This window comes from Janthinobacterium sp. SUN176 (assembly GCF_030587335.1).
Classification (GTDB): Bacteria; Pseudomonadota; Gammaproteobacteria; order Burkholderiales; family Burkholderiaceae_D; genus Janthinobacterium; species Janthinobacterium kumbetense.
On record NZ_JAPWIA010000001.1, the window covers coordinates 422724 to 438601 of the forward strand.

At 64.8% G+C, this 15878-nt stretch carries 15 protein-coding genes; 9 read left to right on the plus strand and 6 right to left on the minus strand.

The features are described from left to right. Window positions 1-92: 92 nt before the first annotated feature. The 5 genes from O3299_RS02050 (at window position 93) to aqpZ (ending at window position 3535) form a co-directional block, all read left to right on the plus strand. On the plus strand, window positions 93-1241 hold the full coding sequence (locus O3299_RS02050) for an amidase family protein (protein ID WP_305053385.1): 1149 nt from the start codon (window positions 93-95) through the stop codon (window positions 1239-1241). Window positions 1242-1270: 29 nt separating this feature from the next. Beyond that, window positions 1271-1681, plus strand: a complete 411-nt coding sequence (locus O3299_RS02055) for a hypothetical protein (RefSeq protein ID WP_143451341.1) — start codon at window positions 1271-1273, stop codon at window positions 1679-1681. 65 nt (window positions 1682-1746) lie between these two features. Continuing rightward, window positions 1747-2205 carry an Ivy family c-type lysozyme inhibitor gene (locus tag O3299_RS02060; RefSeq protein ID WP_180278591.1) on the plus strand — a complete coding sequence of 153 codons (459 nt, stop codon included), beginning with the start codon at window positions 1747-1749 and terminating at the stop codon, window positions 2203-2205. Continuing rightward, window positions 2205-2615, plus strand: coding sequence for a GNAT family N-acetyltransferase (locus O3299_RS02065; RefSeq protein WP_251351827.1), 411 nt, complete (start codon window positions 2205-2207; stop codon window positions 2613-2615). Before O3299_RS02060 ends, O3299_RS02065 begins: the two co-directional genes overlap by 1 nt. Window positions 2616-2839: 224 nt before the next feature. Continuing rightward, window positions 2840-3535, plus strand: coding sequence for an aquaporin Z (aqpZ, locus tag O3299_RS02070; protein WP_289899133.1), 696 nt, complete (start codon window positions 2840-2842; stop codon window positions 3533-3535). Between the two features lie 37 nt (window positions 3536-3572). Here aqpZ and O3299_RS02075 read toward each other — a convergent pair whose 3' ends face one another. Beyond that, window positions 3573-4403, minus strand: coding sequence for a helix-turn-helix domain-containing protein (locus O3299_RS02075; RefSeq protein WP_305061379.1), 831 nt, complete (start codon window positions 4401-4403; stop codon window positions 3573-3575). A gap of 127 nt (window positions 4404-4530) precedes the next feature. Between O3299_RS02075 and O3299_RS02080 the strand changes: the two genes are divergently transcribed. From O3299_RS02080 to O3299_RS02095, 4 genes are all read left to right on the plus strand, one after another. After that, complete coding sequence (locus tag O3299_RS02080) at window positions 4531-5772, plus strand: MFS transporter (RefSeq protein WP_370385263.1); 1242 nt, start codon at window positions 4531-4533, stop codon at window positions 5770-5772. Between the two features lie 240 nt (window positions 5773-6012). Then, window positions 6013-7389, plus strand: coding sequence for a cysteine--tRNA ligase (gene cysS, locus O3299_RS02085; protein ID WP_305061380.1), 1377 nt, complete (start codon window positions 6013-6015; stop codon window positions 7387-7389). Between the two features lie 81 nt (window positions 7390-7470). Further along, a complete protein-coding gene (locus O3299_RS02090) occupies window positions 7471-8004 on the plus strand; it encodes a hypothetical protein (protein ID WP_305061381.1) in 534 nt (177 codons plus the stop codon). After that, window positions 7997-8539, plus strand: a complete 543-nt coding sequence (locus tag O3299_RS02095; RefSeq protein ID WP_305061382.1) for a hypothetical protein — start codon at window positions 7997-7999, stop codon at window positions 8537-8539. Before O3299_RS02090 ends, O3299_RS02095 begins: the two co-directional genes overlap by 8 nt. Here the strand turns inward: O3299_RS02095 and dbpA are convergent. The 5 genes from dbpA to O3299_RS02120 form a co-directional block, all read right to left on the minus strand. Continuing rightward, a complete protein-coding gene (gene dbpA, locus O3299_RS02100) occupies window positions 8526-9953 on the minus strand; it encodes an ATP-dependent RNA helicase DbpA (protein WP_099664730.1) in 1428 nt (475 codons plus the stop codon). The two genes, O3299_RS02095 and dbpA, sit on opposite strands and share 14 nt — an antisense overlap. A 111-nt stretch (window positions 9954-10064) precedes the next feature. Next, window positions 10065-10301, minus strand: a complete 237-nt coding sequence (locus O3299_RS02105; RefSeq protein WP_077402076.1) for a hypothetical protein — start codon at window positions 10299-10301, stop codon at window positions 10065-10067. Window positions 10302-10506: 205 nt separating this feature from the next. Continuing rightward, on the minus strand, window positions 10507-12198 hold the full coding sequence (locus tag O3299_RS02110) for an acid phosphatase (RefSeq protein WP_257218671.1): 1692 nt from the start codon (window positions 12196-12198) through the stop codon (window positions 10507-10509). Window positions 12199-12273: 75 nt separating this feature from the next. Further along, window positions 12274-14769, minus strand: coding sequence for a TonB-dependent receptor (locus O3299_RS02115; protein WP_305061383.1), 2496 nt, complete (start codon window positions 14767-14769; stop codon window positions 12274-12276). A 101-nt stretch (window positions 14770-14870) separates the two neighbouring features. After that, window positions 14871-15878, minus strand: a complete 1008-nt coding sequence (locus tag O3299_RS02120) for a FecR domain-containing protein (RefSeq protein WP_305061384.1) — start codon at window positions 15876-15878, stop codon at window positions 14871-14873.

Genomic DNA, 15878 nt, shown 5'->3' on the forward strand with positions numbered 1-15878 from the left:
AATTCCCTTCAACAACAATTGTGTTGCAAGGACTGCTATGCTATGGCTAGAACATTATTGCGGTAGAAACATTGAAGTTTCCTGGAGATAGCATGCAGCGCAGTCAGATGTTACGCAGTGGCGCGTCCCGGGGCGTGGCGCGTCCCGTATTGGCCCGTGCCACGGCGCCCGCCAGCCCCATGGCCCATCTGCTCGATGCGGGCGTGTTGCCGCAACAGCAGATGATGCAGGCAGGCAAACTCAGTTCCCATGCGCTGACGTCGCAGTACCTGGGACGCATCCGTTCCCTGTGCAGCATCGGCGCGCGCGCCTATCCCGGCATTGAAATCAATCCCGATGCGCTGAAAATCGCCCTGGAAATGGACCGCGAACGGCAGGTGCACAAGGTGCGCGGCCCCTTGCACGGCATTCCCGTCGTCTTGCGCGACAATATCGCCACGGGCGACCGCATGAAGACGCGCACGCAGGCGCCCCTGGCCACGCATGCCAGCTGCGATTCCTTTGTGGCGGCGCGTTTGCGCGCAGCCGGCGCCGTCATCATCGGCAAAAGCAATTTGCGCCAATGGGCTGCCGTCAGCGTGCCGCATGCGAGTGCCAGCTGGGCCGGGCTGACCATCCTCGCCGTCGACAGCGCGGCGGACGGTTCCATCGTCGCGCCGGCTTCAAATTGCGGCCTGGTCGCCATCAAGCCCACGGGCAGGACTGCAGCGGGGCAGGGCGGCGAGCCGGCCACGGCCGGACCGATGGCGCCCAGCGTGCGCGAGGCGGCCTGGCTGCTCGCGGCCTTGAGCGGCGAGCGCCTGGCCGATGGCGTGGTGTTGGATGCCGCCGGCTTGCATGGGCGCCGCATCGGCGTGGCGCGCAGCCTGTTCGGCCTGTGCGCCGGGACCGATGCCGTGATCGGGCAGGCGCTGCTGGCGTTGCGCGAGCAGGGGGCGGAATTGATCGAGATGCCGCCCGCGCCTGGGCCCGGCGGCATCGAAGCGCTGCTGGGCTCGCACAGCCTCGATGCGCTGGTGGGACCCACCTGCCATGGCGTAGCGCAGGCGCCGTCGGCCTTGCCGCATATTACGGTGCCGGCCGGCGTGGCCGGGGGCTTGCCGGTCGGCTTGTCCTTCATCGGCCCTGCGCACGGCGACATGCAACTCATCGCGATGGCGTATGCCTATGAGCAGGCGACTTTGCACCGGCGCACGCCCGCGCTGCCGTCGAGCATTACCCTGGCGTTGCGCCTGCCATGATGATTTTTTTCGTTTTCTTTCGATAAACTATGCTTGCAACCTTGCTGCTGACTGCGGCCGTGACGGCCATTCCGACTCCTTTTGATGCCGCGCAATTGTCTGGCAGCTGGTCCGACAGCGTCAATACGAATAGCGTTTGCGAAGAAGCGCGGCACTTTACGCGCATGCAGCTGTCTGACGATCATCGGCGGCTGGCGATCTTCAGCGACCGGACGTGGAAAAGCAAGCTGGGGGAAACCAACCGCTTTGCCGCGACGGTGGTGGCGGAAACGGAGCACAGCCTGACTTTGCGCTATGACAATGAAACCCGCCTCAATGCCGCTGGCAAGCTGGTGGAGTGGCAGTTGATCATCGTCGCGCCCGGCGTGTACCGCTGGCGCGAGACGGGATGGGCGGAAGGCAAGGTCAACGGGGTCGTCGGTATCCGCTGTTCTCCCTGAGGCGGGCGCGCAAGCATGCCATTCTGCTATGCTGCCCGCATTATTGAATGCTTTTAGGAGATTGCATGTCCGCACGTTTGTTCCTGCCCCTGTTCCTGGGCGCCGCCGTGGCGCTGGCCACCCTGCCGGCGCACGCGCGTACGCCGCAACTGTCGCTGATCGAGCAGGCGCAAAGCTGCGACGGCGGCCACACCTGCCCGTACTTCCCCGACGTCTACAAGGCGGACTACGCCTTTCGCAAGGCCTTCAATATCGGCCTGAAGAAGGCTGGCCTGAAGCGGCAGCGCTGGGTGCCGAATGGTGTGGCGAGCCCGCTCAAGCCCGTCGAGATCGACGGCAAGGCGCGTCTGCTGAGCAGTGTCTGCGAACCGCACAATTGCGGCCACCGCTACTCCATCCTGTACGACCCGGCCGAGCGCAGCATGACGGGCGTGTATATCGGCAGCGATGGCAAGGGCGGCTCGCGCACCGTCTACTTCGGCGAACCCAGCATCGCCGAAGCCGACATGTTGTTCAAGAACTGATGCACGCGCCACTGCGCATTTCCAGCGAACGCGGCGAGCTGGACGTGGCCATGATCCACCGCTACCTGAGCGAGCAGTCGTACTGGAAGCGCGGCGTGGCGCTGGAAACGGTGCGCAAGGGCATCGCCAACGCGCTGTGTTTCGGCGGTTATGTTGATGGCCAGCAAGTGGCGTTCGCCCGGGTCATCACCGATTACACGGATTTTGCCTACCTGCGCGACGTGTTTGTGCTGCCGCAATACCAGGGGCGCGGCTATGGCAAGCAGATCGTGGCCGCCGCGCTCGACGATGCGCGTGTGCGCGATGTCGTCTGGATGCTGGGCACCGATGACGCGCATGGCCTGTATGCAAGCTTTGGTTTTGCGCCACTGGAGGCGCCACACAAGTACATGCGCCGTCCTGCGGCGTGAGAATTATCAAAACAACCTTTAGGTGTCAAGAGAACTATTAACATTATTGTACGCAATAATGTTGCATTGATAATGGCATCATGTCATTATGCGCGCTCTGCAGCTTACGCAGCGGTGCGTTGCTGGTGCTGTGCTTTGCCGTCGCTATCTGGCGGGGCAAAGGTGGTGAGCGGTCCGATTGGTCGTCCCTGGCACGTTTTCTCGTCACTTTAAAGGAATACATCATGAAACAATATGGCGCCGAATTTCTCGGCACGTTCTGGCTGGTCTTCGGCGGTTGCGGCAGCGCCGTGCTGGCCGCCGCCTTTCCCGGCCTTGGCATCGGCTTTGCCGGCGTAGCGCTGGCCTTTGGCCTGACGGTGCTGACCATGGCTTACGCCATCGGCCACATCTCGGGCTGCCACCTGAATCCTGCCGTCTCGATCGGCCTGTGGGCCGGCGGCCGCTTCCCCGCCAATCAACTGTTGCCATACATCATTGCGCAAGTGCTGGGCGCCATCGTGGCCGGCGGCGTGCTGTACGTGATCGCCAGCGGCCAGGCCGGTTTCGATGTCAGCAAGGGCTTTGCCTCGAACGGCTTCGGCGCCCATTCGCCGGGCGGCTATTCGATGCTGTCGGCGCTGGTCATTGAAATCGTGCTGACGATGTTCTTCCTGATCGTCATCCTGGGCGCCACCGACAAGCGCGCGCCGGCCGGCTTCGCCCCGCTGCCGATCGGCCTGGCGCTGACCCTGATCCACCTGATCAGCATTCCCGTCACGAATACCTCCGTCAACCCGGCCCGCAGCACGGGCGTGGCCCTGTACGTGGGCGACTGGGCCACCAGCCAGCTGTGGCTGTTCTGGCTGGCACCCATCATCGGCGCCTTGCTGGGCGCGCTGGCCTACCGCTTGATTGCCGGCGAAAAAGAATCAGCTTGAACATGTAAAAAAAGCAGCCCGCGGGCTGCTTTTTCATTTAGTCGGCGGCGCGCCACTCGCTCAGGTAATGCTGCGGCGTGCGGCCCAGGATGCGGCGGAACATGGCGCTGAAGGCGCTGGGGCTGGCGTAGCCCAGCGCATAGGCGATGGCCGCCACGCCTTCGCCCCGGTCCAGGCGGCAGAAGGCCTCGGCCAGGTGGACTTGCTGCAGCCATTGGCGGTAGTGTAAGCCCGTTTCCTTGGGGAATAAGCGGATCAGGGTGCGCGCGCTGGCGCCCGCGTCCTGCGCCCAGTCCTCGATGCTGCGCCGGCTGCCGGGCGCGCTCATGATGGCCGAGCAGACGGCCACCAGGCGGCGGTCGCGCGGCCAGGGGATGGCGATGGGCACGGTATCGGCCGCCGTCAGCTCCGACAGGATCAAATGCGCCAGCCAGTCGCCGCGGCCCGCCAGCGCATATTCGATCGGCTCGGCCAGCAAGGCCAAGATCAGCTCGCGCAACAGCCGGCTCACTTCCAGCACCTTGCAATCGGCGCCATACGGGGCGGCCACCTGCGCATCGATGTACACGGTGCGCATGCTCAGTTCGCTCAAGATGTGGACTTCATGCACCGCGCCCACGGGGATCAGCAGGGCGCGCCGCGGCGGCAATATCCACACGCCGTGCTCGGTGGAGACGCGCATCACGCCTTCCGTCGCATACAGCAGCTGCGCCCGCACGTGGCTGTGCGGCGCCGTATAGTCGCCCGCCGCATATTGCCTGGACATGGCCGTCACGGGGCGCGGCACGTGCTGGTAGTCGTGTGAGCTGGTGCTGCGGCTGAACGGCACGCCATCGGGATGGGTCTGGGCGGGTTGCTGGGTGTACATGTGGGGTGCGGGCTTGTCTCTTGGTTGTCACTTGGGCGACGATTATTGGAAGTTATCAGTTCAGTGACCATACTATACTGGCTTCTTTGCCGGGCCGCCCGCCGTGCCCGATTATTGCGGATGAGACATGCACACAACCACACCTGCCCCAGCATTGGCTACGCCCGTGCCGGCGGCGCCCACGCTTCCTAGTTCCCAACAACAATCCGGTCTGGCCATGCACATCCTGGGCGCCGTCGCCTTCGTGCATTTGCTCAATGACTTGATCCAGGCATTACTGCCGTCGATTTATCCGATGCTGAAAGCCGAGTTTTCACTCAGCTTTACCCAGGTCGGCCTTATAACCCTGACGTTCCAGTGCACGGCATCGTTGCTGCAGCCCTGGATCGGCTTGTACACGGACCGTCGTCCGCTGCCGTTCCTGTTGCCTGTCGGCATGTGTTTTACCCTGGCCGGCGTGCTGATGCTGTCCATCGTCTCGACCTTCCCGACCCTGTTGATCGCGTCGGGCCTGATCGGCGTCGGTTCGTCGACTTTCCACCCGGAAGCGTCGCGCGTGGCCCGCATGGCGTCGGGCGGACGCTATGGCTTTGCCCAGTCGCTGTTCCAGGTGGGCGGCAACGTCGGCTCCGCCCTGGGTCCGTTGCTGGCGGCCGCCGTCATCGTGAATCGCGGGCAGGGCAATATCGCATGGTTCAGCTTGCTTGCCGTGCTGGCCATCGGCGTGCTGTACAAGGTCAGCCATTGGTATAGCGGCCACCTGGCCAGCTTCAAGCCGAAGGCGGGCGGCCATGGACCGAACTTGTCGCGCAACAAGGTGATGGGTGCCTTGGGCGTGCTGGCCTTGCTGGTGTTCTCGAAATACATCTACATGGCCAGCCTGTCGAGCTATTACACGTTTTATTTGATCGACAAGTTTCACCTGTCGATCGGCGCGGCGCAACTGTACCTGTTCCTCTTCCTCGCCGCCGTGGCGGCCGGCACCTTCATGGGCGGTCCCATCGGCGACCGCATCGGCCGCAAGCGCGTGATCTGGATTTCCATCCTGGGCGCCGCGCCATTTACCCTGCTGCTGCCGTATGTCGACCTGTTCTGGACGGCTGTATTGACGGTGATCATCGGTTTCGTCATTTCTTCCGCGTTTTCCGCCATCGTTGTGTTTGCGCAAGAGCTGGTGCCGGGCAAGGTGGGCATGATCGCGGGGATATTCTTTGGCCTGATGTTCGGCGTCTCCGGCATCGCCGCCGCCGCCATGGGCCACCTGGCCGACGTGTCGGGCATCGCCTATGTGTATAAAATCTGCTCCTACCTGCCGCTGCTGGGCATCCTGACGGTGCTGCTGCCGCATATCGAGCAGGCGAAAAAATAAGCGCGCATTGCGGGAGGGCTTGACGGCCCGCCCGCGTGCATGCGATATTCTCATCATGATTTCCTCCATCTTCCATCCAGTCCTTGCATACCGCCGCGCCGCCGCTGCGCTGTGTCCGTGTACCTGGCTTCGTGAGGAAGCGGCCCGGCGCCGTTAAACTTTTACTCCTCATTCCGATGGCCACAGTGTTGAAAAACCTGTGGCCATTTTCTTTTTCCGCAACGCGCATGAAAGCCCCGCATGACACTTCATTTGTACGATACGTATAGCCGCAGCCTGCGCCCCTTCGACCCTCTCGCCCCGGGCCAGGCGGGCCTGTATGCCTGCGGTCCCACCGTCTATGACTACGCGCACATCGGCAACCTGCGCACCTATCTGTTTGTCGACGGCTTGCGCCGTGCGCTCGAGTTCAGTGGCCTGCAGGTGCGCCACGTGATGAACATCACGGACGTGGGCCATCTGACGTCGGATGCGGACAGCGGCGACGACAAGATCGAGGCCCGCAGCGCCCGCAGCGGCAAGTCCGCCTGGGATATCGCCGCCGAATTTACGCGCGCGTTCGAGGGCGATCTGCGCCAGTTGAATATCCTGCCGCCCACCGTCTGGTGCCGCGCCACGGACCATATCGCGGAGCAGATCGCATTCATCCGCGACCTGGAAGCGAAGGGTTACACCTACCGCACGGATGACGGTATCTATTTCGACACGACGCGCCAGGACGGTTATGGCAAGCTGGCGCGCCTGAACCGCGACGGCCTGCAGGCAGGGAAGAGGGTAGACCTGGGCGAGAAGCGCGACATCTGCGACTTCGCGCTGTGGAAGTTCAGCGGCGTGCCGGGCCTGCGGCAAATGGAGTGGGACAGTCCGTGGGGCCTGGGTTTCCCTGGTTGGCATATCGAATGCTCGGCCATGGCGGAAAAACACCTGGGCAGCTATTTCGACATCCATTGCGGCGGCGAAGACCATGTGGCCGTCCATCACAGCAACGAGATCGCGCAGACGGAAGCGCGCCATGGCACGCGCCTGGCCAACTTCTGGCTGCATGGCGCTTTCCTGAAAACGCAGGATGCGAAGATGTCGAAGTCGTCGGGTGACTTTTTACGTTTGCACAGCCTGGTGGAGCAGGGCGTCGATCCGCTGGCTTACCGCTACCTGTGCCTGGGCGCCCATTACCGCAGCAGCCTCAATTTCACGGACGACGCCTTGCGCGCTGCTGCCAGCGGCCTGGCGCGCTTGCGCGTGGCCGTGCACGGCCTGGGCCAGGCGGATGGCGAGGCCGACCCCGCGTGGCTGGCGCGTTTTGCGGCCTGCGTCAACGACGACCTGAACTATCCGCGCGCGCTGGCCGTGGCCTGGGAGCTGCTGAAAAGCGAGCTGCCCGACGCCGTGAAAAAGGCCACGATGGCCCGCTTCGATACGGTCCTGGGGCTCGATCTGCTGGCCTGGCAGCCGGCGCAGGTGGAAGTGCCGCAGCAGGTGCAGGCGTGGATGGCGGAACGGGCTGCCGCCCGCCTGGAGCGCCAGTGGGCCGAGGCGGACCGTTTGCGCGCACTGGCGCGCGCGGCCGGCTATGAGATCGACGATACGCCGCAGGGGCAACAGGCGCGGCCTTTGTGAAGATGTCCTGCATAATGGCCGCCTGATGAAACTGGAGATGCCGTGAAGCGTCGTTTGCTGCTATTGAGTTGTTGCCTTGCCTTGTCTAACTCCGTCCAGGCGGCCAGCGCCTGCCCCGGTTTTCCCGCGCTGGCTACATCGAGCGAGGCGCTGCTGGCGCAAGTGCGCGCACTGCCGCCCGTCGGCGTCGACCGCGAACGGCAGGCGTGTGCGCCGGCGACCGTCATCGATTTCGCCTACAGCGGCGGAGTGCTGTGCAGTTTTGGTGGTGAGGTCGAGGCGGCGACGGCCGCCGTCACGCGCCTGGCTGACGGCGGCGAACTGGTCGAATACCTGTATCTGTTCCCGTATGCGCCGGCCTCGCACGCGCGCCTGCTGGCGCTGCTGGCCGCGCGTTTTAATCAAGTCGACAAGGCGGCCTGGCCGGCCTTCCTGCAGGGGGCCAGGCCAGGCAAGGAAACCACGGCCCTGTTCACCTACGGCGCTTACTATATTTCGCTGGGCAAGCCCACCGAAGGCGACCCGGCCGCATGGTATTCGAATGTGATCTTTGAAAAGGTGGATAAACCTGCGCTGGGCGTGCGCAAAGTGTGCCAGGAGGAGCGCGATGCTTGAAGCAGGCGCCTTTCCGGCGGCATTGGCCGGCACTGTGGCGCAGCTGCTGCCCGCGCTGGGGAGCAGCCAGGCACACCCGCCATTTGCCGTATGCCAGGATGGCGAGGCCTTGCTGATCCCGACGCGCACGTATTACGACCGCCAGCGATTGCTGGCCTGTACGCAGCTGCCCGGCGACGCGGGCGTGATCGCCCTGTGCCTGGGCACGCGCCATCACGATGGCCATCTGCGCGAAGCGTGTTTAAAACAGCTGTTGCTGCAGGAGCGGGCGTGGACGGTGCCGTTCGTCGTGCACCTGTGCGGTGAATACGTGCTGGAGATCGTCGAGAGAATCGGGGCGGCGCTGCCGGCCTGGAATGCGCAGGCGCTGGCGTGCTACCTGCGGGAGAACCCCGCGTATGTGGATACGCTGCAGCGGCGCGCCGTCAGTTACTGGAGCTGCTACTACCGCCATCAATATCCCGCGTGGGACGATTATCCGGGGTGCAGGGCCATGGCGGCCCTGCGGGCATTACAGCGGCTTACGCCTCGATAAAGCGCATCTTGAAGCTGCGGCCCTTGATGTTGCCGAAGTCGCGGCCCAGCGTATTGCCTGCGTTCAGGCGCTTGAAGGCCGCTTCGGCCACCTTGCGGTCGAGCGCCACGTAGGTCATGAACTCGAACACGTTGATCTTGCCCACTTGCTCCTTGGTGAGGCCCGCGTCGCCCGTCAGCGCGCCCAGCAGGTCGCCCGGGCGCAGCTTGTCCTTCTTGCCGCCCATGATGCACAGGGTGACCATCGGCGCCGGCAGCGCCTCCATCCCGTCATCTTCCGCCAGTTCCTTCAGGTCGTGCCATTCGGCGGCGCTGTTCTGGTACTGCTCGATCAGCTTGACCCATTTTTTCTCGTTCGGCGCGCACAGCGACAGGGCCAGGCCCTTTTTGCTGCCGCGGCCCGTGCGGCCGATGCGGTGGATGTGCACTTCCGTGTCCTTCGACACGTCGACGTTGATCACGGCGCCCAGGTCGGAAATATCGAGGCCGCGCGCGGCGACGTCGGTGGCCACCAGCACGGAGCAGCTGCGGTTGGCGAACAGCACCAGGATTTCATCGCGCTCGCGCTGTTCCAGCTCGCCGTACAGTGCCAGCGCGGAAAAGCCCTGCTGGCGCAGTTCTTCGGCCAGTTCGCGGCAATGCACCTTGGTGTTGCAGAAGGCCAGGGTCGATTCCGGCTTGAAGTGCTTCAACAGCTTGCCGACGGCGCTGTTGCGCTCGTCGAAGCCGATTTCATAGAAGCGTTGCTCGATCTTGTCGTTGTCGTGCTGCGCTTCGACCGTCACTTCCAGCGGATTGACGAGGAAAGAGGCCGTGGCGCGGCGGATGTCTTCCGGATACGTGGCCGAGAACAGCAGGGTCTGGCGGCGCGCCGGGCAGGCGCTGACGATGCCGGCGATTTCCTCGTAAAAGCCCATGTCCGTCATGCGGTCCGCTTCATCGAGCACCAGCGTCTGCACGTGATTCAGGTTGATGGTGCCGCGGCCCAGGTGGTCGCGCAGGCGGCCCGGCGTGCCGACGACGATGTGGGCGCCGTGTTCCAGCGAGGCGATTTGCGGGCGCATCGGCGCGCCGCCCGTCAGGGTCAGGATCTTGATGTTGCCGGCCGCGCGGGCCAGGCGCCGCAATTCATTGGCCACCTGGTCGGCCAGTTCGCGCGTCGGGCACAGCACCAGGCCTTGCACGGCAAACCAGGCCGGATTGAGCTTGTGCAGGATGCCGATGCCGAAGGCGGCCGTCTTGCCGCTGCCCGTTTTCGCCTGGGCGATCAGGTCGCGGCCATCGAGCACCGCCGGCAGGCTTTGCGCCTGGATGGTGGTCATCTCGTGGTAGCCGAGCGAGTCCAGGTTGGCCAAAAAGGCGGGCGTCAGCGGCAGGCTGGAAAAGGAAGTGGTGGTGTCAGTGGTGGTGTTCATAGGGGCGGAGCCGGTAAAAAGCGGGTGGATGGGCACAGTCTACAGGCGTTCTACGCCCTTGTGCGGATGGTGGTGTGGAAGCCGGCGGCAAACGGCCGCCGGCATGGGGTGTTAATTGTCGGGTGCCCAGATGGGCAAGCCGGTCAGATCGAGGCCGGCGTCGCGCGTCCACACGGGCAGGCCCGTGGCATCGGTCGGCTCCAGCAATTCGAGCTGCACCTGCTTCAAGGCCACCTTGCGCGCGCGCGCGCGGCGCTGCGGTTCCGGCGCCGGCTCTGGCGCCTCGGGCGCTGGCGGCGGGCCGAAGCCGGGCAAGTCGATGGTGGCGTTGTCTTTTTTATCTCTCATTTGCTAACCTCTGTCCCTGGCTTGCGATGGCCAGGGGGCGGGCAAGGTGCTGCCCGCCTATGTCTATACGCTTTAACTTCATCCACAAAACAAAAGCCCGGCTACTGGAGTCGGGCTCATTGTTGGGATAACCTGCAGGAAAACTTGTCCTGCGGATTTAAGTGCGGCACGCAGTGTATCACAGGCGTGCCGCACTGTGTGGGGCTTAGCGGAAGCTCAACGCACCCGTCAGGTCGCCTGGCGGCAGCGCGCCGCGTGACGCGAATGCGTCGTTGCGCACTTTCAAGCCTTCGAGCAGCGGCAAGTCGTGCAGGCGCGTGATCAGGCGCAGGATCGACGTCGTGTCATAAAAACTGTGGTCGACGGCGCCTTTCTTCGCGTACGGCGAGACGACGATGGCGGGAATGCGCGTGCCCGGCCCCCAGCGGTCGCCCTTCGGCGGCGCCACGTGGTCCCACCAGCCGCCGTTTTCATCGAACGTGATCACCACGATCATGTCTTTCCACTGCGGCGATTCCTTCAGATGCTGGATGACGTTGGCCACGTGCTGGTCGCCCGATTCGATGTCCGAATAACCGGCGTGCAGGTTCAGGTTGCCCTGCGGCTTGTAGAAGGTCACAGCCGGCAGCTTGCCCGCCACGGCCGCGGCGAGGAATTTGTTCGAGATCGGGCTGTCGCCCGTGCCGCCGTCGCGCAGGTGTTCGGCGCGCGCGGCGGTGCCGGGGGCGAACTGCTTGAAGTAGTTCAGCGGCTGGTGGTGGAACTGGAAGTTCGGCTTGCTGCCGCCGCCCTTGTGGTCGAGCGCCGCTTGCCAGCCGCCGCCATACCACGCCCAGCTGACGCCCTTGCGCGACAGCAGGTCGCCGATGGTGTCGTAGGTTTGCGGCGGCAGGGTATTCGCGTCGGCCGGGTCGGCATGCAGCGGGTCGCCGTCGAAGGCCGGGCGGATGTAGCTCGGTTGATATGGCGGCGCCATGGTGTTGACGGCATAGCCATCCGGCGTGAGGGCGCCGTCGTTGACGTATTTCGGCTTGCCGTCCAGCGCCGAGGCGGGGCAGTCGGGCGAGATGGCCAGGCGCACGCCTTGCGGGCCGTCGGACAGCACGGCGATCTTTTTCTTCGCCGCCGTCTCGGAAGCATTGAAATATTCGTTGGCGCGGCCCGTGACGAGGAACTGATGGTTCATGTAGGAGCCGCCGAAGGCCGCCATGAAGAAGTTGTCGCACAAGGTGTACTGTTCGGCGATCTGCCACAGGTTCAGGTTTTTCGACGTTTCGCCGTAGTGGCCCATCACCAGGCCGCCGCTGTCGGCCCACGCGGCAAAGCCGTCGTTCTTGCCGCCGTTGATCTGCATCTGATTGTTATAGAAACGGTGCACGAGGTCGCGCGTGATGATGCTCTCGGGCAGGGGCTTGCCGGCCGCGTCGCTCAATTTGTAGGGCGCGTTGGGCAGGCCGGAAATCTGGTCTTCCTTGATCAGGTAATCGATGCCGCCGATATTCTGCTGGTTCGGCACCAGGCCGCCCCAGATCTTCGGCAGGGTGGCCAGCGGCTTGCCGTCGCGGTCCAGCTGCTGCGCCTGTTCCGCCGTGACGGCGGACAGGGGCGCGCTGGTGCCGGGGAAGTTGGCGAACAGGTTGTTGAAACTGCGGTTTTCCAGGTAGATCACGACCACGTTCTTGACGTGCGCCTTGAGTTTCGCGTCGAGCGAACCCTTGGCGATGGTCTTCCTGGCTGGCGCGGCGTCGGCCAGCGCGGGCAGGCTGGCGGCCAGGCCGACTGCGGAAGCGGCCTGGAAAATGCGCCGGCGCGAGGGATTGGCGGGTTGGTCGGCCGGATCGGCTGGCAGGGCGGGGGCGAGGTCCTTCACACATTCTCCTTGGGTGGCACGGGCCATGGTCTGTGCCCGTGAAGCGGAAAATTGTATCACCGGCCCCTCGATAGTGTGAAATATTCGCCCCCCTTCAGCGCATCAGAACTGGTAGCGCACGGTCAACGCCACCTTGCGCGCCGGACCATGCATGCCCGACAACCACCAGTCCGACACGGAAGCCGTGTACTGCTTGTCGAACAGGTTGGCCACGTTGACGGTGGCCGACAGCTTGTCGCTGACGTCGTAGCGCGCCATCAGGCTGGCCACCGAGTACGCCTTCTGTTCCCAATGCAGGGTGCGCTCGACCTGCCACGCATCGATGTCGGAATACACGCGGCTTTGCCAGTTCATGCCGCCGCCCACCGTCAGGCGCTTGAATGCGCCGGGCAGGCGGTAAGTGGTCCACAGTTTCACCAGGTGGCGCGGGAAGGTGGCCAGGATGGTCTTGCCCGTATTGTCTTCCGTCTGGCTGTACGACCACGAGGCCGAGATGTTCCAGTCCGGCGTCAGGGCGCCCGTCGCTTCCAGATCCACGCCCTGGGTTCTGGCGCCCTTGATGGCGCGGTTGGCGGAAATCTTTGTGCCAGGCACGTAATAACCCGGATCCGATTCGGCCAGGTTGTCCTGGCGGATCTGGTACAGCGCGGCAGCCGTGTTCAGGCGGCCATCGAGCCAGCCGCTCTTGACGCCCGCTTCCAGGGTCTTGCCTTCGCGCGGCGCCAGCAGCTTGCCGTAGCGGTCCTGCGATGCTTGCGGCTGATAGATGGTGGAATAACTGGCGTAGGCGCTGTGCGTGCCGTCGATGTCGAACACCAGGCCGCCATATGGCGTGAAGACGCGGCTCTCCGAGGCTGGCGATGTACTGTAAAACTGGTCGGAAGGCACGCCAAAAATGTAATTCTCGCTGTAGCGCAGCACCTTGGCGCCAGCGATCAGTTTCAGGCGCTCGGAGAGATTGAGGCGCGTGGCGGCATACGCGCTGGCCTGGCGGCGCGTGCTGTCGTAGGGAGTGCTGGTGCTGCCAAACACGGGCGTCGCCGTGCGATTCCAGCGGTACAGGTTGACAGGCGTACGCTCGATGCCATTGTCGAAACGTGCATCCGTCGTGCTTTGAAATTCGTTGTAGTCCATGCCCAGCACCAGTTCGTGCTGGCGGCCGAATGCGCTGAACGGGCCGCGCACGTTGACGTCCACGCTGTTGACCTGGAGCTGGTAGTCGCGGTAGTCGGCGTTCAGGCGCAGGCCATCGCCCGTGGTCTGGTCGGGCAAGCCGCCGCTGACGTTCAGGTAGACGGAGCGCTCTTCCTGCGACGACTGCACGCGGTTGGCCGAGATTTTCAGCTTCCAGTCGTTCGCCAGCGTGTGTTCCACAGTGGCGAAGACGTCGGTCGAATTGGTGTCGAAGCGATTCGACGTGGCCGCCGGGCTGAAGGAGCGGGGCAGGTTCGTCATGCTGCCATTGCTGTAGAACAGGGGAAAGCCCAGGTAGGACAGGGATCCGTTCGAGCGCTTGCGCTGGTGCGTGACGCCGGCCGTCAGTTTCGTGTCGGCGGACAGGTCCGCCTCGAGCACGCCGTAGACCACTTTCTTGTCGCGGCTGTAGCCGTCGACGATGCTGTCGCCTTCCTCGTACACTGTCACCAGGCGGCCGCGCACCGTGCCCGCGTCGTTGAGCGGGCCGGCAACGTCGGCCATGGCGCGCCGCTCATCGTGGGAACCCAGCTCGCCCTCGACGGAGGCCTGGAATTGCGCCGTCGGCTTCTTGCGCACCATGTTGATGGCGCCCGAGGCATCGCCCGCGCCCGTCATCAGGCCCGAGGCGCCGCGCAGCACTTCGATGCGGTCGTACAGCGCCATGTCGGCCAGGCTTTGCGACGGTATTGCATCGAGGCCCAGGTTTTCCGAATGCGTGCTGACGCCATCGAGCTGGTAATTGGTGATCGAATAGCCGCGCGAAGTAAAGCCCGTGCGTTCGCTGCCCAGCGAATACAGCGTGATGCCCGGCGTTTGCGCCATCACTTGCGCGATCGTGCTCAAGCCCTGGTCCTGCATGCGCTGCTGCGTGATGACGCTGACCGACTGCGGCGTTTCCCGGATCGACAGGCCCAGTGGCGTGGCCGTGGCGATCGGCAGGGTGGAGACATACGCGCCCGAGCCTTCGGTGGCATCCTGCTGCGCCTTGACCGACACTTCCGGCATCATCGACAGCGCTTCGCCACCCGCCGCGGCATCGGCCGGGCGCAGCACATAGCTGCCGTTGGCGCTGCGCTCGGCCTTCAGGCCCGTGCCGCGCAGCACGCCGTTCAGGGCGGCCAGCACGTCGTGGCGGCCGCTCAAGCCGGCCGACGTCTTGCCGCGCGTCTGCTCCGGCGTGAAGCTGAGGATGACCCGCGACTGGCTGGCGACCTGGCGCAGCGCCGTCGCCAGGTCGCCGGCCGGCACCTGGAAGTCGAGGCTGGCCGCTGGCGCTGCTGCGCTTTCCTGCGCCAGGGCTGGCGCCTGGGCGTTCAGCAGCAGGGCCGAACCGATGAAGACGAGTTGGATGGCATACGCCATGCGCTTGATGCGCGGCTTGGAGTGAATGGCAAGAGACATGGTTACCTTGTGGTGTAGTCGTCAAAAAGGACGTTGCCTACACAGGTCACGCGAGAAACGGAAACGGGTACCTTTTTTTGCGTCGGCCTCAAAATAAATGGTCAGCGCTGCTGGCGCGCTTCCACCTGCACCCAGTAGCGCGTGCGCAGGCGCACGTCCACCGGCAGGGAGTCGGGCAGCGACAGCAGCACGGCGTCCAGGTCGGCCAGCGGGAAGACGCCAGAAATGCGCAGGCCGGCGACGGCGTCGTCGCAGCCCAGCAAGCCGTGGCGGTAGCGGCTCAGTTCATGCAGGAAGTCGCGCAGCGGCATGGCGTCGGCCAGCAGCAAGCCCTGGCGCCAGGCCCAGATGTCGGGCGAAACGGCGTGCGCGGGCAAGACCTGTTGCGCCGTCATGCCGCCGCCCTGGCCAGCGCGGAGGAGCAGATTGCCATCGCCCTGGCGCGGCAGCAGCCGGACGGCGCCTTCTTCGACGGCGACCTCGGTGCTGCCGTCCGCCTGGCGCACCGAGTAGCGCGTGCCCAGCGCCTGCGCGCGGCCGTGCGCCGTTTCGACGAGGAAGGGGCGGTAGGGCATGCCCGTTTCGCGGGCGGTGGCGATGAAGACTTCGCCCTGCACCAGCTGCAGCAGGCGCTGCGTGACCGTGTAGCGGATGTTGACGGCGCTGCCGCTGTTCAGGTGCAAGCGGGTGCCGTCGGGCAGGGTCAGCTCGCGGCGTTCGCCCACGCCAGTGGACAGGTCGGCCAGCGCGGCGCGGGTAAAGTCGGGCGCGTATTCCGAGCACGCGCCGAACCAGCCCGTGAGGCCGATGGTCGATGCCCACGCCAGCAACCGCAGGCTGCTGCGCCGCGAGACCGGGAGCGCGGTGGGACGTTGCAGCAGCGCCTTGCGGCTGGCCTGCGCATCGAGTTCCCGCAAGCTGCCGCTGACGCTTTCGATGTGCTGCCACGCGCGCTCATGGTCGGGGTGCGCCTGGCGCCACTGCTGCCAGGCCGTTTTTTCCGCCGGCGTGGTGGCACCGCTCATCAGGGTGGCCAGCCATTCGGCCGCCTGCATGGCGATGGCCAGGTCGATGGGCTGGCCCTGGGCGTAGACGGTGGCGCCGCGCAT